At 44.2% G+C, this 24,669-nt stretch carries 18 protein-coding genes; 12 read left to right on the top strand and 6 right to left on the bottom strand.

Annotated elements, in window-relative coordinates; genetic code table 11:
* Positions 1 to 23: 23 nt before the first annotated feature.
* The 11 genes from LZG71_RS04395 (at position 24) to LZG71_RS04345 (ending at position 16,481) form a co-directional block, all read left to right on the top strand.
* A complete protein-coding gene (locus LZG71_RS04395) occupies positions 24 to 869 on the top strand; it encodes an AraC family transcriptional regulator (RefSeq protein ID WP_233817389.1) in 846 nt (281 codons plus the stop codon).
* Between the two features lie 288 nt (positions 870 to 1,157).
* Entirely contained in the window at positions 1,158 to 1,712 is a 555-nt protein-coding gene (locus tag LZG71_RS04390) for a helix-turn-helix domain-containing protein (protein WP_233817387.1), read from the top strand.
* Positions 1,713 to 2,555: 843 nt separating this feature from the next.
* Positions 2,556 to 5,696 (top strand): SusC/RagA family TonB-linked outer membrane protein, encoded by a 3,141-nt coding sequence (locus LZG71_RS04385; protein WP_233817385.1) that lies wholly within the window; start codon positions 2,556 to 2,558, stop codon positions 5,694 to 5,696.
* A 32-nt stretch (positions 5,697 to 5,728) separates the two neighbouring features.
* Positions 5,729 to 7,648, top strand: a complete 1,920-nt coding sequence (locus tag LZG71_RS04380; RefSeq protein WP_233817383.1) for a RagB/SusD family nutrient uptake outer membrane protein — start codon at positions 5,729 to 5,731, stop codon at positions 7,646 to 7,648.
* Positions 7,649 to 7,665: 17 nt separating this feature from the next.
* Positions 7,666 to 8,340 carry a DUF3823 domain-containing protein gene (locus tag LZG71_RS04375; protein WP_233817381.1) on the top strand — a complete coding sequence of 225 codons (675 nt, stop codon included), beginning with the start codon at positions 7,666 to 7,668 and terminating at the stop codon, positions 8,338 to 8,340.
* Between the two features lie 50 nt (positions 8,341 to 8,390).
* Positions 8,391 to 10,130 carry a GH39 family glycosyl hydrolase gene (locus LZG71_RS04370; RefSeq protein WP_233817379.1) on the top strand — a complete coding sequence of 580 codons (1,740 nt, stop codon included), beginning with the start codon at positions 8,391 to 8,393 and terminating at the stop codon, positions 10,128 to 10,130.
* A 24-nt stretch (positions 10,131 to 10,154) separates the two neighbouring features.
* Positions 10,155 to 11,852 carry a GH39 family glycosyl hydrolase gene (locus LZG71_RS04365; RefSeq protein WP_233817377.1) on the top strand — a complete coding sequence of 566 codons (1,698 nt, stop codon included), beginning with the start codon at positions 10,155 to 10,157 and terminating at the stop codon, positions 11,850 to 11,852.
* Positions 11,853 to 12,029: 177 nt separating this feature from the next.
* A complete protein-coding gene (locus LZG71_RS04360) occupies positions 12,030 to 13,199 on the top strand; it encodes an enolase C-terminal domain-like protein (RefSeq protein ID WP_233817375.1) in 1,170 nt (389 codons plus the stop codon).
* Positions 13,200 to 13,219: 20 nt separating this feature from the next.
* Positions 13,220 to 13,996 (top strand): SDR family NAD(P)-dependent oxidoreductase, encoded by a 777-nt coding sequence (locus LZG71_RS04355; protein WP_233817373.1) that lies wholly within the window; start codon positions 13,220 to 13,222, stop codon positions 13,994 to 13,996.
* Between the two features lie 33 nt (positions 13,997 to 14,029).
* Positions 14,030 to 15,043, top strand: a complete 1,014-nt coding sequence (gene araD1 / locus LZG71_RS04350) for an AraD1 family protein (RefSeq protein ID WP_233817371.1) — start codon at positions 14,030 to 14,032, stop codon at positions 15,041 to 15,043.
* A 136-nt stretch (positions 15,044 to 15,179) separates the two neighbouring features.
* On the top strand, positions 15,180 to 16,481 hold the full coding sequence (locus tag LZG71_RS04345) for an MFS transporter (RefSeq protein WP_233817369.1): 1,302 nt from the start codon (positions 15,180 to 15,182) through the stop codon (positions 16,479 to 16,481).
* A gap of 239 nt (positions 16,482 to 16,720) precedes the next feature.
* Here the strand turns inward: LZG71_RS04345 and LZG71_RS04340 are convergent, their stop codons facing one another.
* The 6 genes from LZG71_RS04340 to LZG71_RS04315 form a co-directional block, all read right to left on the bottom strand.
* On the bottom strand, positions 16,721 to 17,386 hold the full coding sequence (locus LZG71_RS04340) for an NADPH-dependent F420 reductase (RefSeq protein WP_233817367.1): 666 nt from the start codon (positions 17,384 to 17,386) through the stop codon (positions 16,721 to 16,723).
* Between the two features lie 95 nt (positions 17,387 to 17,481).
* Positions 17,482 to 18,117, bottom strand: coding sequence for a Crp/Fnr family transcriptional regulator (locus tag LZG71_RS04335; RefSeq protein WP_233817365.1), 636 nt, complete (start codon positions 18,115 to 18,117; stop codon positions 17,482 to 17,484).
* A gap of 333 nt (positions 18,118 to 18,450) precedes the next feature.
* Complete coding sequence (locus tag LZG71_RS04330) at positions 18,451 to 19,356, bottom strand: SDR family oxidoreductase (RefSeq protein WP_233817363.1); 906 nt, start codon at positions 19,354 to 19,356, stop codon at positions 18,451 to 18,453.
* 133 nt (positions 19,357 to 19,489) lie between these two features.
* Positions 19,490 to 20,308 (bottom strand): ZIP family metal transporter, encoded by an 819-nt coding sequence (locus LZG71_RS04325; RefSeq protein WP_233817361.1) that lies wholly within the window; start codon positions 20,306 to 20,308, stop codon positions 19,490 to 19,492.
* A gap of 195 nt (positions 20,309 to 20,503) precedes the next feature.
* Positions 20,504 to 20,716 carry a hypothetical protein gene (locus tag LZG71_RS04320; RefSeq protein ID WP_233817359.1) on the bottom strand — a complete coding sequence of 71 codons (213 nt, stop codon included), beginning with the start codon at positions 20,714 to 20,716 and terminating at the stop codon, positions 20,504 to 20,506.
* A 1,006-nt stretch (positions 20,717 to 21,722) separates the two neighbouring features.
* Entirely contained in the window at positions 21,723 to 22,712 is a 990-nt protein-coding gene (locus LZG71_RS04315; RefSeq protein ID WP_233817357.1) for an IS110 family transposase, read from the bottom strand.
* A gap of 483 nt (positions 22,713 to 23,195) precedes the next feature.
* Between LZG71_RS04315 and LZG71_RS04310 the strand changes: the two genes are divergently transcribed.
* Positions 23,196 to 24,521 carry a porin gene (locus LZG71_RS04310; RefSeq protein WP_233817355.1) on the top strand — a complete coding sequence of 442 codons (1,326 nt, stop codon included), beginning with the start codon at positions 23,196 to 23,198 and terminating at the stop codon, positions 24,519 to 24,521.
* Positions 24,522 to 24,669 lie beyond the last annotated feature (148 nt).

Genomic DNA, 24,669 nt, shown 5'->3' with positions numbered 1-24,669 from the left:
GCTTGTTTGAGTACTTTTGCATCATGGCCAGAGAAAATATCCATCAATCACTTGAAGTATTTTATGAAAAAGTAGACGACTGTCCTTTACGGGACAGGCAGTTCAATTTTTTCGAAATGGTCTATGTGATTTCTGGTACCGGAAATCATATAGTCAATGGTAATAAGTTCGCTTATTGTGCAGGAGACTTATTTCTGATCACCCCAAACGACTACCATGGATTTGATTTGGAGAGCACCTGTGAGTTTATGGTGGTGCGTTTTGGTGAAAGCTACGTCAGAGAATACCAATGGAAAAGCATTGATCACATTGAATGCCTTTTGTATTATGCATCGCATTTATCGGGTTCAGTCCTTGTAAAAAAAGATGATAAACAAATGGTCGGTTTATTGATGCAAAATTTGAAGCAAGCGGCAGATTATAAGGCCATTTACAGCGAAGATCTGGTACGTCATCTGGTGAATGCGATTATTGTTATTGCCGCCCGGAATATTGCTGTAATTAAACCAAAGGAAGTTTCTCCCAATACAGATGCCCGCGTGTTGCAAATATTGGATTACATACAGGAACATATACGTAAACCTGAATTTCTGAAAATTGCTGTGATCGCTGAAAAGTTCGGACTTTCGTCCACATATCTGAGCAGTTATTTTCGCAAACAGTGCGGTGAATCGATACAACAGTACATGTCTTCGTACCGGCTTCGGCTGATTGAGCATCGATTACGTTTCAGCGAAAGGAGAGTGCATGAAATAGCAGATGAATTTGGATTTGCGGATGAAAGCCACATCAATAAATTCTTCAAAAGGCACCATGGCCTTAGTTTGCGTGCTTACAGAAACACCTGCCTGGCTTCCTCAGCGGCTTGATTATTTGTTAATTGTTGGACACGAAATCACAGTCAAAAGCTGGTTTACGACTGGTAAGTTGCCTCCAAACGCCCTTTCAGCCCTCTATTTCAATATCGGTTTATGCCATTATCTTTGTCGGATATTGGCAGAGGTTAAGCAAGATTTGATGTTTTATTAAAAAATAGAATAAAAACACAAAATATTTATACAATAACCTTGCATAACGAAATTTTGCCTTTATATTTGCATTCAACCTTGTTGAATGAAGTGAAACAAATTATAATTTAGTAAACAAGGTTGAAACATATGTCAACAGGTGAAAGTAATACGCTTAATATCGGAGACCGGATACGAATATTAAGAACGAGCCAAAAAAGAACATTGCAGGAGGTAGCCGATGGCAGCGAATTGTCAAAAAGCATGATCTCCAAAATTGAAAATAATAAAACGGTACCATCCGTTGCGGCGCTGATTAAAATTGCCCAGACATTAGGTACCAACATTTCCAGTTTGCTGGAAACAGAAGAATGGTTGAATGCGATTTTAACGACGAAGCAAAAGGCGGAAGAGAATCTGACGAAAACGGAAAAGGGGTATTTCATTTATCCGTTTGGTCCGGAATATCATCAGAAGAAAATGCAGCCCATGCTTTTCATGGCGAAAAAAGGGGAGGTAAAACAACACGAACTTTTTCATGAAGGGGAAGAATTTATTTACGTCATTGAAGGAGAAATGAAAATGACTGTCGGAGATGCAGAGTATCTTTTGAAAGCAGGAGATAGTATGTATTTCAATTGTCTTCAAAAACATGGCATCATGCCGGTTTCTGATGAAGTTCGCTATCTGGATATATTCGTATAGATAGATACGTTCAAATATTATTACTGCACACACATATGCAGCTTTCCGTCTGGGAGCTGCCCTGAAAACTTATATTTAGTAATTAACCAAATTGCTTGTCCCGTTGCCTGCGTCACTTCACAATGATGTCAGCGAGAGCGTATTGTGTTTTTTGTTTCTAATAATTTAAACAGTTTTTATAACTGGCAGAACGCTTGTGCCCTGTCTTTCCGGTAGCCAGGGTTGTAAGATGATACTGCCCGCATCTAACTTAATTAAACTTATGAAAACAACGATACTCAGCCCTTTCAGGGATAGAAGAGTGTGTCTCTACTTTTGGGTTACTGATTTTTAGTGGTTCAAAAAGAGTGTGTTACAAGAATCAGGATTTGTCACACTGAGGACTAATTTTAGTTCATAAAAAAACAATATGACCGGGTCGCCGCGGGGCCGCCCGTGCGGTGCGATGACGCTTAAAGTGGTTGTCATGCTGAGCGGAGTCGAAGTGCGAGCGACCATATATAAATTATGAACAATCAGTCACTTACTAAATGCGCCAATGATAGCTAACGGAGTCGCCCGCCGCCATTGACACTCTTACTAAGTGCTGATTATCAATAATGCTAAATTGGTTGCCCTGGTTTCGACTCCGCTCAACCTGACAAAGATCATGTCATTTTCAAGAGATTGTTTGCTCCAAAAAAATAGATACTCAGCCTGACAAGATTAGCGTCATTTTCAATCGGACCGCAGTGATGGATTCCGTATAAATGATACCTGAAACGGGAATGTTATTTGCTCCATCCAACACACCCATTTCGCAAAAAAATTACAAATAATACACCTACGTAAACTTCAATATGAATGAAAAAACAGGTCTATTTTAAAGTCCCTGTAACAGCCTGGATTTTGCTGTTGGGATTAATATTTTATCATCCCCGGACGCTGTTTGCCCAGCAGACAACGGAAATTTCGGGAACGGTTAGAGATGCAGCCGACAAGTCGGGAATGCCTGGCGTGAATGTGCAGGTAAAAACAAGTGGTACCAATGCAGCGACGGATAGGGACGGGAAATATACTATCCGTGCGGTACCAGGTGAAGTGGTAACATTTTCTTTTGTAGGTTATGTAACTCAGGAAATTACATTGGGTCAGCAGAGTGTACTGGATATTAACCTCCAATTCAACACCGAAGCACTCGACGAGGTGGTGGTTGTAGGTTACGGTACACAGCGAAGAGCATCGGTAACGGGTGCGGTAAGTGCGATTACATCTGATAAACTGGCGCAAACTGCTGCAACAACAACGGCAGATGCGCTTGTTGGTAAAATGCAGGGGATCACAACCAGATCAACCAATAGTTATGAAGGGGATGCACGTCCAGGTTCGCCGGCTGTTTTACAGATCAGGAACATGGGAGAACCACTTTTTATCATCGATGGAATTCCTCAAACCAGCGGACAGTTCAACAACCTGAACGTAAATGATATTGAAAACATATCGATTTTGAAGGATGCCTCTGCTTCTGTTTATGGTTTCAGGGCTGCCAACGGTGTAGTGTTGGTTACAACTAAAAGAGGGCGAAACCAGACTCCTCAAATCAATATCAACGGTTATTACGGTGTTCAGAATCTTACACGCTTCCCGTTTGAAACACCTGCAAGTGCTTATCTTTTTCACCAGACAAGAGCCGAATCTCAGCAAAACCGGGGTTTGCCAGTGACGATGCCTGCGGCTGAGCTGGAAAAATGGAGACTGGGAACGGAGCCTGGTTACCAGAGTTTTAACCAGTATGACTATGTTGTGAATAATCCGAATGCAGCTCAATACAGCGCTAACGCAAGTGTTTCAGGTGGATCCGAAAAAACGACCTATTACTTTTCAGCAGGTCATGTGAATCAGGATTTCGTAATGAAAGGTCATGGCTTCAATCGTACCAACCTTCAGTCTAATCTTCAGACCACCATTGCCAAAGGTTTTACAGTTGGAACGCAGCTGAGTTACCGGATAGAAAACCGGGATAATGTTGCGATTCCGGGTAGGGAAGACCCGATCTGGAATGCTTTTCTTGGCGCAAACAGCTCATGGCCAATGGATAATCCTTATGCGAACAGCAATCCGAATTACATCAATGGGAATGTGCGTTACCTCACAAGGTTGCCTTCAACATACACCAAAGAAATTGCGGGCTGGCAAAAGGATGTATGGAATAACGCAACCGGAAACTTCTTTGCAGAATATGCTTTTCCATTCCGTCTGAAAGCCAGAGCGACATACTCACATTCGATCAAAAATAACAAGTTTGACCGTCAGCGATATAGTTATGATGCTTACCGCTACGTTCCTGAAACCGATACTTACGAGGTATACGGCGGGTTCAACAGTCCGCTTCGTAATCGCAACAGACGTGAGGTTCAGGATCGGTTTGTACAGATGCAGCTGAGTTATGATAACTCTTTCAAGGATCATTATTTTTCAGCAGTAATGGCCTACGAACGTTCGGATAACGACGACACCTACACAACTGTGCAGTCTGTACCGCCGATTAACGACAACAACCTGATCAACTTTGTGGATGTAAATGATGTGACCACTACCTGGTCCACCAACGCCCGTGCTTCGGTAATTGGTAAGATTAATTACGATTACAAAGGGAAATATCTGCTCGAACTTTTGGGTCGTTACGATGGATCGTATCTATACGCTCCACAAAAAAGATGGGGACTTTTTCCGGGAGTTTCTGCCGGATGGCGCATTTCGGAGGAAAAGTTTATGAGTGACAAACTATCTTTTATCAGCGATTTGAAACTGAGAGCATCCTGGGGACAGGCTGGCCGTGAAGAAGGCGTTTCGCCATGGGGTTATCTGGGTGGTGCAACATACGGAAGCAGTGAGTACATGCTGGACGGCCAGGTAATTGTTGGGTCTCGTCCGCGAGGTTTGCCCGTAACCAATCTGAGCTGGGTTACCAGTACTTCCAAAAACATCGGGATTGATCTTTCGCTGTTTCAAAACAAAATCACAGCGCAGTTTGATGTGTTTGAGCGTAAATTAAGTGGCTTGCCGGCTGCACGTTATGACGTACTTCTGCCAAGTGAAGTTGGTTACGCACTTCCTGCTGAAAACCTGGAATCGGAAGCAAACCGGGGTGTGGAAGGGATCATTACTTACACAGGGAAAAAGGGTGAGTTTACATACAGCGTTGGTGTAAATGCAACTTTATCACGCAGGAGAATTCTGGACCGCTACAAACCCCGCTTTGGAAACTCATGGGATGAGTATCGTAACGCTACTGAAAACCGTTGGTCCGGAGTGAACTTTGGTTATCAGGTAATTGGTCAGTTTCAGTCGATGGAGCAAATCGAAAACTATCCGATTAATAATGACGGACAGGGAAATACAACATTGTTACCCGGTGACCTCATCTATAAAGATGTAAATGGTGATGGGCTTATCAATAGCCTCGACGAAAGACCGATTGGATATGCTTTGTACGACAACCCGATTCTGGGTTTTGGTCTCACCAGTAGTTTTGGATACAAGAATATATCATTACAAGTTGATTTGGCAGGCGGAAGCATGTACTCATTCAACCAGAATCTGGAAATGCGTTTTCCTTTTCAGGGAGGTCACAATTCACCTGAATGGATGTTAAAAGACCGCTGGCATCGGGCCGATGTATACGACAACAACAGCGAATGGATTCCGGGGAAATATCCTGCAATACGTGAAAATTCAAGCCATTCCAATTACCGCAACAGCGATTACTGGCGTACCAATGTAAATTATTTACGCGTCAGAAGAATCGAAGTAGGTTATGCCCTGCCAACCAAACTGATCGAAAAAGCAAAAATGAGAGCAGCTCGGGTGTACGTTAGTGGCACCAACCTGTTCACGTTCGACAACCTGTCGCACATTGAACTTGATCCTGAACTGGCGATGGAGTCGGGTCTGCGTTATCCGTCTCAGAAAATTATCAATGTAGGTTTCAATTTGACTTTCTAATCATAAAAGTTAAACAAATGACATTTAAAAAAATGAAAGCAATATATAAACCCATACTTCTTTTCCTTCTGCTCACTTCCAGTTTCAGCTGTAACAAAGACTGGCTGGAACGTGAACCGGAAAACCTACTAACTGACGAACAGCTCTGGACCAATCCGCAACTTATTCTTAGCACCGTTGCCGATTTTTACAGCCGGTTGCCGCGTCATACCGACTTTGAGGGACCTTATGGCTGCGGTTCTGCTGGCGGATATTGTGGTTGGAAAGATTATGCCTCCTACGACGAAGCGATGTGGTCGGGCGTCAGCAATTTCGATTATGAGTTCAGGAACAGTTTGATTGACTATCCATTTAACAGGTGGAGCCTTTGGAATTACGACCTGATACGGGATATTAATCTGGCGATTGAAAATATTGAAAAGGTGAATTCACCCAAAATGACGGAGGCTGTAAAAGCGCAGTTTATTGCTGAGCTGCGTTACCTGCGGGCGTTCAACTATTTCGAGTTGGTGAAAAGAATGGGCGGTGTACCCATCATCACGAAACAGATGATCTACAATTTTGAGGGTGATCCGTCTTATTTGCAGCAACCCCGGAATTCAGAAGAGGAGGTATATCTTTTTATAGAATCGGAATTAAACGCGATTCTGGACGATTTGGGAAATACAGATAGTAAAACCCGTGCAAACAAATACACGGCGCTTGCCCTGAAAAGCCGTGCGATGTTATACGCCGGATCTCTTGCCAAATACAATAGCCTGATGGCCGCGCCTGTTGTCCTCCCGAAAGGCGAAGTAGGCATTCCAGCGTCCCGTGCGACTTATTTTTACGAATCGTCTCTTGCAGCATCCGATGCGATCATCAACAGCGGTTCGTATCAGCTATTTGAAAATAACCCGGATCGTGGGCAGAATTTCTACGAAGCATTCACGGCTAAAACCAATAACCGGGAAGTTATTCAGGCGATTGATTACTCGGTGAGTCAGGGCAGACGTCATTTGTTTACGCTGGAAAATATTCCGCGTTCATTGCGAAAAGATGTAGAAAACGTAAGCGGTTCATCCGCGCTGTCGCCATCTTTGAATCTGGTGGAATCATATGAATATCTTGATGGCTCCAATGGTGCATTGAAAGGAGTGGGAACGGGTAGTAATACCGCGGACGGACAGGCAAACTGGATTTTTTATACCAATGCAAACGACATATTTGCCAACAAAGATGCGCGTCTGGCCGGAACCATTATATACCCGGGAAGCTCATTTGGCGGACAGGCTTTGCAAATGCAGGCTGGGGTGTACGTTTGGAATGCGACTACAAATAAATATGATCGACAGGAAGGTGGGTTAAATACGAAATATACCGACGGTGGTGTATTGACAGGAGGTGACGGTCCGCTTCACAATGAAAACTATGTTTCAGCAACCGGATTTTACCTGCGAAAATACCTGGACAGCTCTCCCGCGGCAGCTACAAGTGCAGTTCGTAGTGATATTTGGTGGATACAATTCCGCCTCGGGGAAATATATCTGAATGCAGGTGAAGCGGCATTTGAGCTTGGCAAAGGGAATGCCGTAACCTACATCAACCGTGTGAGAGAAAGAGCAGGTTTTGGTGCCAACAGTCTTAAAACGCTAACGATTGAACGGATCAGGAATGAACGTAAGGTTGAGCTGGCTTTTGAAGATCACCGAGTTTGGGATTTAAGAAGGTGGAGAATTGCGCATGAAGTTTGGGATGGTACAACCGGAAATCCTTCATCCAATATTTACGCACTTTTCCCTTACAGGATCATCCGCCCCGGTCATCCGAATCACGGAAAATATGTTTTCGACAAATTCCGCTCATCTAGAAATACACGTCCGAGACATTTCCGGGACGGAAATTACTATTCGGAAATATCCCAGTCGGTGATCAATAACAACCCCAAGATCGTACGAAACCCGTTTCATTAATCTTCAAAAGCAATCTTATGAAACTGATTCATTTAAGCATCAGCTTATTTCTGCTTCTCGCATTTACATCCTGCGAAAAGGATAATTATCAATTACCCCAGGCCACACTTTCAGGTCAGGTCGTGTACAAAAACCAACCCGTGTGGCTTAGAAGCGGCGGCGTGCAACTCGAATTGTGGCAACCGGGCTTCGCTTTGAACACCAAGATTCCGGTACATGTAGACCAGGATGGTACTTTTTCGGCCTCGGTTTTTGACGGAACTTATCGGCTTACTTATCTGGCAGGAAACGGTCCGTGGGTTGTTACCAGAGATACGCTCGTGGTGGATGTGAAAGGAAATACAATGGTAAATTTTCCTGTAAAACCTTATTTCAATGTTAAAAATGAAGCGATTACTGCCGAGGCCGGGAAATTATCTGCTGCTTTCAATCTGGAAAAGGTGGACGATACACGAGCATTACAATTTGCGGGGCTCTACATTGGAACAACCACAGTGCTGGATAATATAAACAACAAACAGAAAGTAGAAGTGCAGGCCGCGAGCATTACATCTCTGACCGACCCTGTGAAACTGAGCGCAACGTTGTCAGCAGCTTTGGCATCGAGAGATTATGTTTTTGCAAGAATTGGTGTGAAAACATCGGGTGTCAATGAGCTGATTTTTTCGCCTGTTGTGAAAATTGAGCTTTGAGGCGGGTCTGTCGATGAATTGAAATCTAATTAACTCTGAATAAAAATAATATGTTACAAAAAGCGATTCGAAAGTCGGCTGCGATTGTTACCGGTTTGGCTTTGTTTTCTACCTCATTCGCAGGTGCGCCTTCCGATAGGTTACCTCAGTATTCCGTCGCCGACAGTGTGCAGACTTTGACAGTGGATCTGGATAAAAAAGTGGGTAAAATGCAGCCGATGTGGGCCTACGTAGGTTATGACGAAGGGAATTATACCTATTTGCCCGAAAGTAAAAAGCTGATGGGTGATCTGGTAAAACTGAGCCAAAGTCCTGTGTATATCAGGGCTCATAATTTGCTCAATACCAACGAAGGATCGCCGATGGCTTTGAAATGGGGATCGACCAATGCGTATACGGAAGACAAAGACGGGAACCCGGTATATGACTGGAAGACAGTCGATAAAATTGTGGATACATGGGTTAATATGGGGATCAAACCGTTGATGGAAATCGGATTTATGCCAAAAGCCCTTTCTACCAAACCAGAACCTTACAAACACAAATGGTCGCCCGGAGATGCTTACAGCGACATCTGGACTGGCTGGGCTTATCCGCCAAATAATTACGACAAATGGGAAGCCCTGATTTATGAATGGGTCAAACATTCGGTAACGCGTTATGGACAAAAAGAAGTGGAAAGCTGGTGGTGGCAACTGTGGAACGAGCCTGATGCTGGTTACTGGGCAGGTACGGATCAGGAGTATTTCAAACTTTATGATTACACAGCAAAAGCAGTCAAAAGAGCTTTGCCTTCTGCCCGCGTGGGAGGGCCTAATGTGACAGGTGGACTTTCAAAAAGACAATCACAGTTCCTGACCGATTTCCTGGAACATTGCCGCAATGGGAAAAACAATGCAACCGGCAAAAAAGGAACACAGCTTGATTTTGTTGGATTCCACGCCAAAGGTTCACCGAAAGTCGCCGAGGCGGGTCACGTTCAAATGGGTTTGTCAACGCATTTGAAACAAATAGATGCGGCATTTAAGATCATCAAATCTTTCCCTGAGTTTGCGAAACTGCCCGTTATCATCGGAGAGTCAGATCCGGAAGGTTGCGCTGCATGTTCTTCGAGTTCGGGTTATTCCAATATGGCTTACAGAAATGGAACCATGTTTTCGAGTTATTTCGCAGCTTCTTTTGCAAGAAAATATGAGCTGGCCGACAAGCACAATATCAATCTGGAAGGAGCTGTAAGCTGGACCTTCACGTTTCCCGGACAACCGTGGTTCGATGGTTTCCGTTCTTTTGCAACGCATGGCGTGGGCAAACCTGTGCTTAATGTGATGCGTATGTTCGGGCTGATGAGCGGTGATCGTGTGGCAGTAAGCCGTGCCAATGCTTACTCGGCTGAGAAAATTATGCAGCAGGGCGTTGTAGGTACCTCGGACGTGAACGCCATGGCTACACGTGATGCCAATTCGGGGTCTGTGATGGTTTGGAATTACAACGATGAAGACATTGAACTGAGCCCGGCTCGCATAGCGCTTTCGCTAAAAGGTATTCCGGTATCCCGGGTGTTGGTACATCAGTATCGCATTGACGAAACACACAGCAACTCTTTCACTGCCTGGCGGGAAATGGGTGCGCCTCAGCAGGTCACCAATGAGCAATATCGCCGTTTGGAGGAATCAAGCCAGCTCGAATTGATCTCTTCACCACAATGGGTGGATATCAAAGACGGAAAAAGTTCGATCAATTTTGAATTACCTGCTCAGGGTGTTTCACTGTTCAGAGTTACCTGGAACTAGTAAAAACGATTAAAACCAAATATCATGTTTTTGACAAAAACAAAATCACTCCTGTTAAATGCTGCATTGTGTTCGGCATTGGTTTCTCCTGCTTTTAGTCAATCGACGGCACCAGTTACCATCGACGTAAACCTGGCGGTGGTAAAAGAACCCATGAAACCGATATGGGCATTTTTTGGCTACGATGAGCCGAATTATACCTATATGAAAGATGGTAAAAAGCTGTTGACAGAAATGTCACAATTCAGCAAAGGGCCGGTTTATGTTCGTGCGCATAGTTTGCTGGTAACCGGCGACGGCGAAGCGGCACTGAAATGGGGATCAACCAATGCTTACACCGAAGATGCACAGGGCAACCCGGTTTACGACTGGACCATTGTTGACAAAATATTTGATACCTACATTGAAAGAGGCATGAAACCCATCGCACAGATTGGGTTTATGCCGCAAGCACTTTCAACAAAACCGGAGCCTTATCGTCACAACTGGAAGCCCGGAGATAATTACAACGACATTTATCTGGGTTGGGCATATCCTCCGAAAGATTATAACAAATGGTCTGAGCTGGTGTATCAGTGGGTAAAACATTCGGTTTCCCGCTACGGACAAAAAGAAGTGGAAAGCTGGTACTGGGAACTTTGGAATGAACCCAATATCAGTTACTGGAAAGGCACGATGGAAGAGTACATCAAGCTGTACGACTATACGGCTGATGCAGTAAAACGTGCGCTGCCTACTGCGAAAGTAGGTGGGCCGGAAGTAACAGGACCATCCTGGGACAAATCTCAGGTATGGATGAAAGCATTTCTGGACCACGTTACAAAAGGGAAAAACTACGCCACCGGCAAAATTGGTACGCCTATTGATTTCATTACCTATCACGCCAAAGGAGCACCTAAACTGGTAGACGGCCACGTGCAGATGAACATGGGAACGCAGATGCGGGATCTGGATAAAGGTTTTGAAATTGTTGCTTCTTACCCTACACTGAAAAAACTACCAATCATTATCGGAGAGTCCGATCCGGAAGGATGCGCGGCTTGTTCGGAAGATGTGAGTCCGCAAAATGCGTATCGGAACGGCACCATGTATTCAAGTTATACAGCGGCATCATTCGCCAGAAAATACGAATTGGCACATGCCAGAGGGGTGAATCTTCTAGGCGCGGTAAGCTGGTCGTTTGAATTTGAAGATCAGGCATGGTTCCGTGGTTTCCGGGATTTGGCAACGAATGGCGTCGACAAGCCGGTATTGAATGTGTTCAGAATGTTTGGTATGATGGAGGGAAATAGAGTGGAAGTGAAGCAGAATCTGGCTTATGACTTTAAAAGAGTGAGGGATGAAAGCGTGCGTGGCGAGGCAGATATCAACGGACTTGCATCCAAAAGTGCCAACTCTGCCGGCGTGATGGTTTGGAATTACCATGACGACAATGTTCCTGCTCCCGATGCACAAGTGAAAGTTTCGGTGAAAGGATTGCCGTCTCAGAAAATGATGCTTTACCACTACCGGATCGACAAAGAAAACAGTAATTCGTATGAGGTCTGGAAAAGCATGGGTTCTCCAAAATCGCCTTCGGAAGAGCAGATCAGAGTTCTTGAAAAAGCTGGACAACTGGAATTGCTGACTTCACCCGAATGGATCACGCCTAAAAATGGCAGTGCAACCGTCGACATGAAGCTTCCGCGCCAGGGCGTTTCCTTTCTTCACTTCAAGTGGTAGATTTTAGTCATTAAAAAGCACACGTTGATAACAAGGTTAGGCTTTTGCCATAAACTGTTTCCTGCGAGCTGTTTACAATGACCTTTTTACGATGAACTGATTTACGGTAAACTGTTTACTTGCAACTGTTTACCGTAAACTCTTCACACGTGATTCACAACTGTTAACTCCAAAAATATGAAAATTACAAAAGTAAGAACCAAGCTGTACCAATGGAACGGCCCGGTGCTGACCAGCAATACTGTGTTCGCTACACCGCTTAGTCCACTGCATTTTCAAAGTGATACACAGGCTGCATTCCGTTTTTTTAGCTGGCTTGTGGTCGAAGTAGAAACCGACGAAGGACATGTTGGTTATGGTAATGCGGGGCTAAGCCCTGATATTACCAAAGCGGTTATCGACAGTAAACTGTCATCGCTCCTGATTGGAGAAAATCCGTTAAATACAGAATATTTGTTTGAAAAAATGTACCGGTCTACGGTGGCTTATGGGAGAAAAGGGACGGTTATTGCAGCCATCAGCGCTATTGATATTGCACTTTGGGATATCAAAGGAAAAGTGATGAAACAGCCCGTGTTTATGCTCATGGGCGGACGAACCAGACCGAATATCGAAACCTATTACAGCAGATTGTATACCAGAGATCTGGACAGTTTGCAGGCAGAAGCCATTCATTACAAAGAGCAGGGTTTTTCGGGAATGAAATTACGTTGCGGTTACCCGCTTACCGAAGGTGTTGCCGGTATGCGTAAAAATGTGGAAATGGTGAAAGTGGTTAGGGAAGCAGTGGGTGATGATATAAATGTAATGCTGGAAGGTTACATGGGCTTTAATCTTGCCTATGCCAAACAGTTTCTGAAAGCATTGGAACCATACAATCTGCGTTGGGCAGAAGAACTTTTGCTGCCGGACGAAATTCACAACTTTGCCAAGCTACGCCAATATACCGACATTCCGTTATCCGGTGGCGAACATGAATACACCCGCTACGGTTTTCATGACCTTTTGCAAACTGGCGCACTGGATATTTTCCAGTTCGATACCAACAGGGTGGGCGGTTTCACCGAAGCACAGAAAATCTGTAACATGGCCCTTTCGCATGGAGTTGAAGTGATTCCGCATGGTGGGCAAATGCACAATCTGCATGTGGTGATGAGCTCGTTTGCAAGTCCGATGGCGGAGTATTTTCCGCAGACAGAAATAGAGGTTGGCAACGAAATGTTCTGGTATATTTTCGATGGAGAAGCCATTGCGGAAAATGGCCGCTTACAGCTGGATGATACACTACCGGGCGTTGGCCTCACGCTTAAAACAGAAGGACTCGAACATTTCATCATTACGGAATAGACTCAATGGAAACTCTTACAATGCAACATAGCATTCTCGACCTGTTTAAACTCAACGGACAAACTGCGCTGGTTATCGGCGGAAACCGTGGTCTGGGCCTTTCGATGGCCAAAGCGCTTGCAGAGGCAGGTGCCAATATTGTGATCGCCGCGCGTGATGAGGCTGTTAACCGTGAATCGGAACAGTTGCTCAAAGATTCTTACGATACCCGGTGCATCAGTGTGACCTGTGATGTCACATCGGAAGAAAGTATTAAAGCTGCGGTAAAATCTGCTGTGCAAACTTTTGGTAAAATTGATATTCTGGTCAATTCAGCAGGGATAAACATCCGCGGGCCTATTGAATCGCTTTCACTGGATGATTTTAATAAAGTACAGTCGGTGAACGTTACAGGAACCTGGCTTGCCTGTCGCGAAGTAGTGCCGATCATGAAAGAGAACGGATATGGACGAATTATCAACATCGGCTCCATGCTGGCGCTCACTGCCATTCCGGAGCGGACGCCTTACGCCACCAGCAAAGGTGCGATCTTGCAACTAACACGTTCGCTGGCCATGGAAGTTGCATTGGACGGTGTTACGGTGAACGCCATTTTGCCAGGCCCGTTTGCCACTGATCTCAACCTCCCGCTGATCAATGATCCGGAAAAATACAAAGCTTTTATATCCAAAATTCCGATGGGACGTTGGGGTGAACTGCACGAAATAGGAGGAATTGCTTTGTATCTCGCAAGCAAAGCTTCAAGCTACACCACGGGAGGATGTTTTTCAATTGATGGCGGATGGGTTACGCAATAACCGGTTGTCGTCAGTAAATAAGTATTCGATTTTATGAAAAATGAAATAAGGGTTGTACAGATTTTTGATGAAGATAAAGGGCGTGCAGTTGCGGTAGTGCAGGAACCATCGCTGATTTTGGTAAAAAACTTCACCTCCGTATATGCTGCTGCGTTAGAAGCGGTGCGAACCAAAACAAAGTTAACAGACCTACTGAATGCAAACCTGTCTGACACCAAACTTGACTATGATAGTGTCTACGATGGCAGAAGTTCATGGCGGTTGCTACCGGCTTTTGATTTTCCTGATAATCCTTTTGGTTGTCTGGTTGCCGGGACAGGGCTAACTCATAAAAACAGTGCCTTGAACCGGCAAATGATGCACGCTTCCGGTGGAGATTCCAAGCCGACGGATAGTATTGTGATGTATGAATGGGGAGTTAAACAGGGCTTTCCCGCAGCAGGAGAAATAGGCGTTCAGCCGGAATGGTTTTACAAAGGAAACGGTTCGGTTTTAAAAGCGCATGGCGAAAAACTGGAAGTGCCGGCATACGCCAACGACGGTGGCGAAGAACCCGAAATCGCAGGTATTTACATCGTTGATGAAGAAGGCATTCCGCACCGGATTGGCTTTGCCACTGGTAATGAATTCTCGGATCATGTGATGGAAAAGAAGAATTACCTGTATCTGGCTCCTTCCAAACTGAGACAATGCGCAATCGGTCCGGAATTGGTAATTGGCGGAGAATTTTCCGATTTGAAAGGGACTGTAAGTATATCAGACGGAGAAGCAACGAGATGGAGCTCGGCTATTAAAACGGGAGAACAAAATATGGCGCACAGTCTGGAAAATTTGGAATACCATCATTTCAAATATGCTGGTCATCGGTTGCCGTTGCAGGCACACGTTCATTTTTTCGGAGCCGATGCGTTCAGTTTTGGAAATAATGTAACTCTGCAAAACAATGATCTGATGACCGTTCACTGGGAAGGCATGGGTCGACCATTGCAAAACAGCATTTCAATTTCAAATGAAGCTGAAACGCTCGTGCCGGTTCGCCAGCTTTAAGTCCATATTCATAAGTAGCTGCTGGCAATTAGCTTTTGGCGATTAGCTATTTAAAAACTTGTATTTCAATTGGTTTTAAAGAGAAATAACCGAAACTAATTTCGCTCAAATTCATATTGCCTAAACCTTATTTTTAATGGTAGAAAATAATATACCCGTATCCCCGGCAATGAAGCTTTCCAAAATGCGCTGGGTGATGGTCGGGATGGCTTTTTTGGCTACCGTTCTGAATTACGTTCACCGGTTGTCTTTCAATTATCTGAGTGCAGAAGGAGAGTTGCGGGCGCTCATTCCGGATGAGGCTTTTGGTTATATAGGAACCGCTTTTTTCGTGGCCTATATGATCTCCAATGCTTTTTCAGGATTTCTAATCGACCGTCTTGGAACCAGGCTGGGCTATTCACTTTGCATGGCTTTCTGGACCACCGCCGGACTTGTTCACGCCTTTGCCACCACGCCGCTGCAATTTGGTATATGCCGGTTTATGCTTGGTATTGGTGAGGCAGGTAATTGGCCCGCTGCCATCAAACTGACCACCGAATGGTTTCCGCCACATGAGCGTTCAACGGCATCGGGCATTTTCAACAGCGGATCTGCTTTGGGTGCTGTTATTGTTCCGCCGCTGGTTGCCTATTTGGGTATCAGCTACGGCTGGCAAATGACTTTCATCATTCTCGCGCTTTGTGGTTATCTGTGGCTGGTCATTTTCTGGTTTTTGTACTATACCCCAAAAGAAACCGAGGTTAAAGTGAAAACCTTTACCATTCCTGCAATCAAGCTTTTGAAGACCCGGTTTGTGTTGATGTTCACCTTGTCAAAAACCTTTATGGATCCGGTTTGGTACTTTGTTACTTTCTGGATCGGGCGGTATCTGGTAGATGTGCACAATCTGGAATTGAAGGAAATTGGGATGCTCGCCGTGATTCCATTTTTGATTGCCGATGTGGGCAATCTGGCTGGTGGTTATTTTACGCAATACATCATAAAAAAAGGAACACCTATTCCGAGAGCAAGAAAAATTGCGGTAACCATTGCAGGACTGATCATGGGCGTACCACTTCTGGCGGGACCATTTGTAATTTCTTCACCCATGTCGGCGCTGCTGGTTTTTGGTTTGGCAGGATTTGGATACACGGCCTATACCGCCAATGCTTTAACCTTTCCGGCTGATGTGGTTCCTAAAAATTCAGCAGCTTCTGTATGGGGAATGGCCTGCGTTGGTACTGGTTTGGGCGGTGCTGTTTTTCAATCGGTTTCAGGTATCGTACTGAAAAATTATGCCGTTGAGATGGGTTACAATTATGCATACAGTATCCTGTTCATGGGCTTCGGGATCATTGCCTTGATTGGTCTGGCGATCATGTTGTTTTTCATGGGACCGTTGGTGCCCAACGAAGAGCTACGCAGATACGCCGAAACCGGAGGAGTTGAGGAATGAGTTGGAAAGTGCCTGCCGGTGAGCGGTAAGTCTGTAGTAAATCTCAAACTCGAATCTCAAACCACGGTGCTTTTGAAACTGGATTGGTAAAAATAAAACCCACCGCAGAACTCATTTCCAGTACTGCGGTGGGGTTTAATTTAGAAAAAGGAATTCATTATTGGCACTTTATTGCAAAATGACTTCAAACTTGCTTAAACAGCCGGAAAGCAGCAGTATCGATTTCATATCGCAGGTTCTCACAATGATGACTCCAAACTCAGATTACTCGCCTCAGATAAGGTAATGGTTTTTGCCAACGCACCGAATTCGTGCAAATCACCAAAAACTTCCATACGTATCGATTCTTCAATTTTGCCAATCCGAACCGGTTCAAATCCGTTATCATGTATGAGCTCTTCAATTTTTACATTGATACTGGTGTCATCGGTGGCATAAAACAACACCGCTTTTTCTGGCTGACGGAAAGCTGCGTCAGCTAGTGAACCTGCTCCCAATGAGCCGAGTGCTTTTGCAAGTTTTGCGCCTTTTGGTAAAAGTGAAGACAGGATTTGTCCGGCAGATTCGTGCTCGCCAATAATTTTTTTGAACCCGCCATTTTCGTCAGGAGCAATCGGGTTGGACGGATCAACGATGATCTTGTTTTGAAGCGCTGTTGCATAGGTGCCAAAAAACTCCTGAATGGTATTGAACCACAATGCTAATACGATGATGTCGGCGTTCTGAATGGCATCGGCAATTTCCTGGGGTTCAGCCAAACTTCCCAGCTCTTCTGCGTAGTTTTTGGCTTTGTCGAACGTGCGGTCTGCAACGATTATTGAACGGTTTCCTTTAACGAGATTGGACGCTACAATGCTGCCTATGTTTCCCAGGCCAATTACTGCAACTTTTGATTTAGTGCTCATATCTATTTTTTAAACGGTTGATTAATGGATACAAATTTTGCCCGATTGGGTGAATTGCTCCAATGACCTGGTTTAAGAAATAGTCTTGATGTAGATTAAGGTTTTAAAGGGTCAGCGGCTCGGCTCCTCAGGTTTCTCAGTCGGCTTAAAAATTCGGGTGTTACTCCAAGGTAAGCCGCAATCTGTACCTGCGAGAGGCGATTGACCATGTGCGGATATTGTTCCAGGAAAGATTCGTACCGCTCTTCGGCTGTGGAACTGATATTTTGAAGCAATCTTTCCTGTAAACGCACAAGGCTGTTTTCAACCAACACACGGAAAATTCTGTCAAATAAAGTGCCTTCTGTGTAAAGGAAAATGAGGTCATCCAGACTGATCTGAAACACAACGGTATCTTCGAGCGTATCAATATTCAGTGTAGATGGCTTTAGTCCGTGAAAACTACCGAGATCGTTGATCCATCGGGCTGCGGGAAGATTATTTTCAGAAGCAAATTGAAGAATATGAATATTCCCTTTTTCGTCGACTTTGTACATCCGCAGACAGCCTCTTACGACGAAATTCAACTGTGTGCACACATCACCTTCTTGGAGCACAAACTGACGCTTTCGGTAAAGACGCGGATGGAATTTGTTTTTCACCAATTCCTGATCATGCTCGCTTAATGGGATTAGTTTGTTAAAATAGTCGAGCAATGGCTCAATAGAGATTGGGTAAATGGGTTGTTTCATCTGAACTCCTGCGTTATGTTAGTAGGAGAAGTAAAAGTAAGAAAACACTTGTCAAAACGATGCAGCAGTTAAATTCGGAAGGTAGTAGCACACAACTGCTATAAACGCCAAAATGATTAAATATTTCATACAATTGCGGTCTGATGATCTTAGAAAATTGGTGATTACTGCCGCAGCGAACCAATGATGTAGATTAAGAAAACATCTTGATGTACATCAAGGATCGATGATGAAAGAGGCTGACTTTTAAAGACGAAACCCACCGCTGCACTGATTGATTTCCAGTACTGCGGTGGGTTTTAACGATATCTGCATTTAAAATACTATTTTAAACTAAATCGTGATACGACCACCCGTCGCCGGAATGGTGGCTCCTGAAACATAACTGCTTTCTTCGGATGCAAGAAATACGTATGAAGGTGCAATTTCGGCCGGTTGTCCTGGTCGGCCTACGGGTGTGTTGTCCCCAAAAATATCCGCATCTTCCCATTTGGTAGACGGAATAAGTGGTGTCCAAACGGGACCAGGTGCAACAGCATTTACCCGAATCCCTTTGCCTGCGTTCAGCAGAATCTGACTCAGGTTTGCCGTGAAATTTTGTATTGCCGCCTTGGTAGCAGCGTAGGGGAGCAGGTCATCGGATGGACTGTATGCGTTCACCGATGTAGTATTGATGATTGAGCTTCCCGGTTTCATGTGTGGTTCGGCTGCTTTACACAGGTAAAACATGCTGTGAATGTTCACGGCAAAGGTACGTACCCACTCCTCGGACGGAATGTCCTGCAAGGATTTCCTCGCCATCTGAAAGGCTGCGTTATTTACCAAAATATCGATCTGACCAAATTCCGCGACGGCTTTGGTCACAATTTCCTTACAGTGCGCTTCACTGGTTATGTCGCCTTTTACGAGAATGCATTTCCTGCCGGCTTTTTCAACATAACCAGCTGTATCATTCGCATCTTCGTCCTCTATATCACTCAGGTAGCTGATAAGTACATCCGCACCTTCGCGGGCAAATGCAATGGCTACGGCTTTACCAATACCAGAATCTCCTCCGGTAATGATTGCTTTTTTACCTTCCAGTCTCCCGGAACCCTTGTAGCTATCCTGCCCATGATCGGCCAAAGGCTGCATGGCTGCTTCCGTTCCCGGAAACTCCTGCTTTTGCTTAGGGAACGGAGGTTGAGGATACTTGGATTTTGGGTTTTGTTGTTCGGTGTTTTTGTGATTTTCTTCCATAACGGTTGTTTAGTTTAATTGCTGAGGGTAAATACTGCCAGCAACTTGAAATGTTATGGAAGAAGCTATAAAAAACCATACCGTTGAACCACCAGGAATATATTAACGGCAGCTTTCCGAAATCAAATTTTGTTTAACCAAGTGCAACATCCAGGCTCATCATGATGATAAAACCACCTATAAAACCGAGTGTTGCGATGTCGGTATTTTTGTCCTGTTGTGTTTCGGGAATCACTTCTTCCACAACTACGAAAATCATCGCTCCCGCAGCAAAGGCAAGTGCGTAGGGCAGAACGGGAGTGAAAAATGAGACTGCAACTGCACCCAAAACTCCGGCAATCGGTTCCACAATGGCACTGGCCTGCCCATACATAAAGCTCTTTCTTCGGCTCATTCCCATTCTGCGTAGCGGCATCGAAACTGCAATTCCTTCGGGAAAGTTTTGCAAACCAATTCCAATAGCCAATATCGTAGCCCCGGCAATGGAAGCCTCGGGAATTCCGGCAGCAACACCACCGAACAACACACCCACAGCCAATCCTTCGGGTATATTGTGCAGGGTGATGGCAAGCACAAGAAGCGTTGTGCGCTGCCAGGGAGATTTTACGCCCTCTGTTTCCTTGAAATTGATATGCACGTGAGGTAAAACTTTGTCCAGCGCGAAAAGGAAAAGAGCTCCGCCCAAGAATCCGATAGCGGCAGGCATTACCTTTACAAATCCATCTCCTTCGCTCATCTCAATTGCAGGAGCCAGCAAACTCCAGAAACTCGCGGCCACCATCACACCACCGGTAAATCCCAGCATGCCGTCGAGTACGGTGCGGTTCATGGTTTTGAAAAAGAAAACAAACGATGCGCCAGCGGCAGTTACCAGCCATGTGAAAACGGTCGCATACAGCGCCGCCTGTACCGGATGAATGCCTTCAAGATATTGTATTATAGACTCAAACATGGTGTAACGCTATTCCGGTTTTTATTGTGTCTGGCAAAGCTGTGCTATTTCATCTCGCTAAATAAAATAGTGCCTGTAAGTTTGCAGACCATTAATGTAGCGGGAAATTATCAAAGATTGTTTACCAGATGAAAAATTAAGGAATGCGCTGCTGCAATTTGATGATGGTTACTTTGTCTTTCCTGATACTCATCTTTAATTGCTTGGAGCTACGACGACAGGTGGGAAGTAATATTCGTCGATCTGGTTCCAGGAGTAGCGGTAGGTGATCCCACGAACTTCTTCAATAAAATCGGCTCCATCTTCGTCGGTCGTTCCGGGGCGCCATTGTGTTGTGTTCTTAATCCTGAATTTGAGAACCGAAGAAGGGGGCGGCAAATCCTCATGCGTTAATATCTTAATCTTCATAACTTCTAACTTTTTGATTTTCAGAAGTTACGACATTTTATCGGAGATAGTGTTTGATTAACGTGATAGATAGCGAATGTTTTGAAATGGGAGATAGCTTAACCATCAGAAGTAATCTATTTTTTTAATGATTATGGTTGAAATCTGACAGCATGTAGCTCTGAGCAAACTATTTTTTGGAGCAAACAAACTCTCGCTTCGGCAATCCGCCGGGTGGCCGGTGCCATTGAAAATGACATGATCCAGGTCAGTTGGAGTAACTATATCGTTCTCAACAAGCTACTTGAAAGTGACACTGATTTTGTCAGGCTGAGCGGAGTCGAAGCCCGAGCAACCAAATTAGTGCCATTGATAATCAGTATTTTATAAATGTGTCAATGGCAGCGGACGGGGCCACCCGTGCGGTCGAAGACCGGGTAAACAAATTGGCTTCATTGATTATGACGACTTTATATATCTGTCAATTGCAGCTTTCGGATCGTTAATTCGTTTTAAGCTTTTTGATTAAGTAGAAATAATCAATTATTTATATAAAGTGCCAATGATGGCTTCCAGTGCTCTTACTTTTTTCATTCGAATATAATTTTGCAAATTGTTGTTAATCAATAAATTAAATACAGTTAACAAAGTAAAATTTCATTCTCGTACTCGAAGTACAGCCCTGTGTGCTTAACTGTATTGCAAGCCAGTTTCTTGAGCGGGGTAAAACCACCAGTTAAAAGAACGGCTTTGTATCAAAATCGTTAGATTGTTTCCAACAACTTTAATTCCTTTTGTAAATAGGCAACTCGCTTAGCCTTTCTTGTCTTTTCAAATTCTGCCGCATCAAAGCCTAAATATGGTACCCGATCTTTTAGAATATGGTAAATGGCACAAAGGATCTTATGTCCTACTATTAAAAGTGCTTTTTTACTTCCTTTCCGCCCGATCATACTGTCAAATTTTGCCCGCAAATAAGTATTCTTTGTCCTGGTTGCGGCCCATGCACATTCTACTAAAACTGGCTTCAAATATTGGTTGCCATGGGTGGTTCTAGAGCTTTTTTTTTACCGCCACTTTCATTGTTACCTGGGCAAATACCAGCCCATTTGGCCAGATGTTTCTCTGATGGAAAGGCCTCAACATCTACACCGATTTCTGCCACAATGTTGGTAGCGGCCTTTTTGTCCACGCCTGGAATAGTACTTAAAAGTTCAATAACGCTCTTGTTATCCGTTAATATTTCGTCCATCTGAGCTTCTAAATCGGCTATCTCCTGCTCTAAAAACGCAATGTGTTTTTTAATTTTTCGCAACATAAACCGATGATGGTCGGTTACTCTTCCAGTGACAGCTTTTAATAAATCGGCTTTTGTTGCTTTTAACTTTTTGGTATAAATACTATTAATAAACTTCTCTAAATCGGCTTCACCTTCAATTAGTGCGTCAATTAACTTGGTTGAAACCATTCCCGAAATACTGCTTACAACGCTGCTGAGCTTTATATTGGCATCTTCAAGAATTTTCTGAATCCTGTTCTTTTCTGAGGCCGATTGCTGAATAAGTTTGGTCGAATACCTACTCAGGTCTCTGAGTTGTCTAATCTTTTCCTGTGGTACATAGCTAGCTTTTAACAGTCCACTTAGTAATAGTTTGCAAATCCACTGACTATCAATTTTGTCAGTCTTTCGACCGGGAACACTTTTCAAATGACGGGCATTGACCAATATTATGTGGAAATTCTCTTCTAAAATGTTGAATATCGGTTTCCAGTACACACCAGTACTTTCCATCGCCACATGAGTAATCCGATGTGAAGACAGCCAATCAGCTAATTCTTGCAAAGAACTGGTAAACGTATCGAACGTACGAGTTTCAAGCTTTAAGCCAATTCCATTAATGGTGGCTACAACCATTTTCTCATGTACATCCAAGCCACAGCCTCTTTCGATAATCTGCTCAAATTCAACAACCTGATACTCTTTTGATGAATCCATAACTTTGCGGTTTGTTTCCATAAAGTTGGCTATTTTCCAAAATATTCATACCCCTGTGTGTTTAAAATCAATCATGAATGCTTCTTGATAAAAAAAGTAACAAAAAAATCAAGACGAAAAAATGCTTCCACCCACATACCTACGCACACCCCGCTTTTTCGTCGGGCTACACACGCATTGTGCTTGTCGCTGCTTTGAAGCTTGTGCATCGATCCTCAGTTCTCATTTTCTTTCGAACTATATGCAGCTAACAAATCTGTCAATTGTAGCGAGCCGGGTTACAGGTGCGGCCGAAAGAATGTGCGACGATTAAGGGGGACAGTCCAAATAGAGAAGTTTATGAAATCGATAATTTGGATTTAAATACAGCGAAATTAAAGATGGGCAATGCGACTATAGAATACCAAAATTAAATATATCACCAACCTTAACATTGAGGTAATATAGAAGTTTAAAAAAAAGGTGACATTTGCGGGTTCTAACTGACACTGATTTTAACTGATTATGAGAAAGTGGATCTGCGGACTCCTTTTTACGATATTTTATTTCCATTCACAGCAAATACAAGCTCAGCGTTTCTTAATGGATATGGTGGATACCACCAATCAGATGGGGAAGGGGATGCTTTCCATTTATGAGCGATATGATCGCATTAAAATGAGTGGTTATATCCAGCCTCAGTTTCAATACATCACTAAAGAAGGTGCAGAAACTTTCAACGGAGGTAATTTTTCGTCTGTTTCCAACAACAGATTCATGCTTCGCAGGGGCCGTCTTCGGGTCGATTATGCGCATTTGAACAAAAAAGGTGAGGCGACATCGTATTTTGTTTTTCAATTTGATGGTACCGAGCGAGGTGTGGTGATCCGGGATTTCTGGGGTAGATTTTACGAGAATAAATACAAGATTTTTGCGCTTACCACGGGTATGTTCGCGCGTCCGTTTGGTCAGGAGATCAACCTTTCGTCAGCCAATCGGGAAACGCCGGAACGGGGTAGAATGTCACAGATTCTCATGAAAACGGAACGTGACATCGGTATCATGCTAACTGTAAACGACAGAAAAAGAGACAGTAAATGGTCGAACTGGAAGCTGGATTTGGGTGTATTCAACGGGCAAGGCATGGCTGGTCCTGTCGATTATGACAGTCGCAAAGATGTAATTGGTCGGGTTAGTCTCAAACCTACCAAGTTGAGAGGCATAGCGGGAACGCCTCTTTTGTCAGCCAGTGTGTCGGGATATGCTGGTGGAATTACCAGTCAATCCAACGTTTTGTATACAACACGTGACATGGGCAACGGATTCAGAATGGTGCGCGACTCATCGGCCAGCAACAACCATAAAATGACACCGAGGAACTATGCCGGAGCAGATTTTCAGCTGGTATTTCCTAATCGGGAGGGCAAGACTGAATTTCGCGCAGAATATATCGCTGGTAAGCAGACTTCCACCTTTGCCAATAGCGAATCGCCGGGTGTTTATCCTGTAACGAACGGGGTAAAAGATCCGCTTTACACCAGAAATTTCGATGGCGCGTATTTCTATTTTCTTCAACATCTTGGTAGTGAAGAGCATCAGTTTGTGATGAAATACGACTGGTATGATCCGAATAAAAAGGTGTCTGGGAAGGAAATTACTGCCGAAGCCGGTTTTAGCAAAGCCGATTTGCGGTATAATACCCTGACAATGGGTTATGTACACTATGCCAATCCATCGTTGAAATTCCTGTTTTTCTATGATATTGTACGAAATGAGAAGTCAGGGCTTGCCGCATTTACAAACGATGTTTCAGATGACATTTTTACTTGCAGGGTGCAGTACGACTTTTAATTTTCCTCCGTTCAGCCCGGCCAGCGTGGCCCGCTAAAAAGCGTCCAGATCTGAGCAACTCTTACTTCTTTTAACTCTTTAACTTCCTGTAACTTCTGTTCTCCCGGCCAGCGTGGCCCGCTAAAAAGCGTTCAGACCTGAGCAACTG

The sequence above is a fragment of the Dyadobacter sp. CY312 genome (assembly GCF_021390535.1).
GTDB lineage: Bacteria > Bacteroidota > Bacteroidia > Cytophagales > Spirosomataceae > Dyadobacter.
This window is presented reverse-complemented; position numbering and strand designations above follow the sequence as displayed.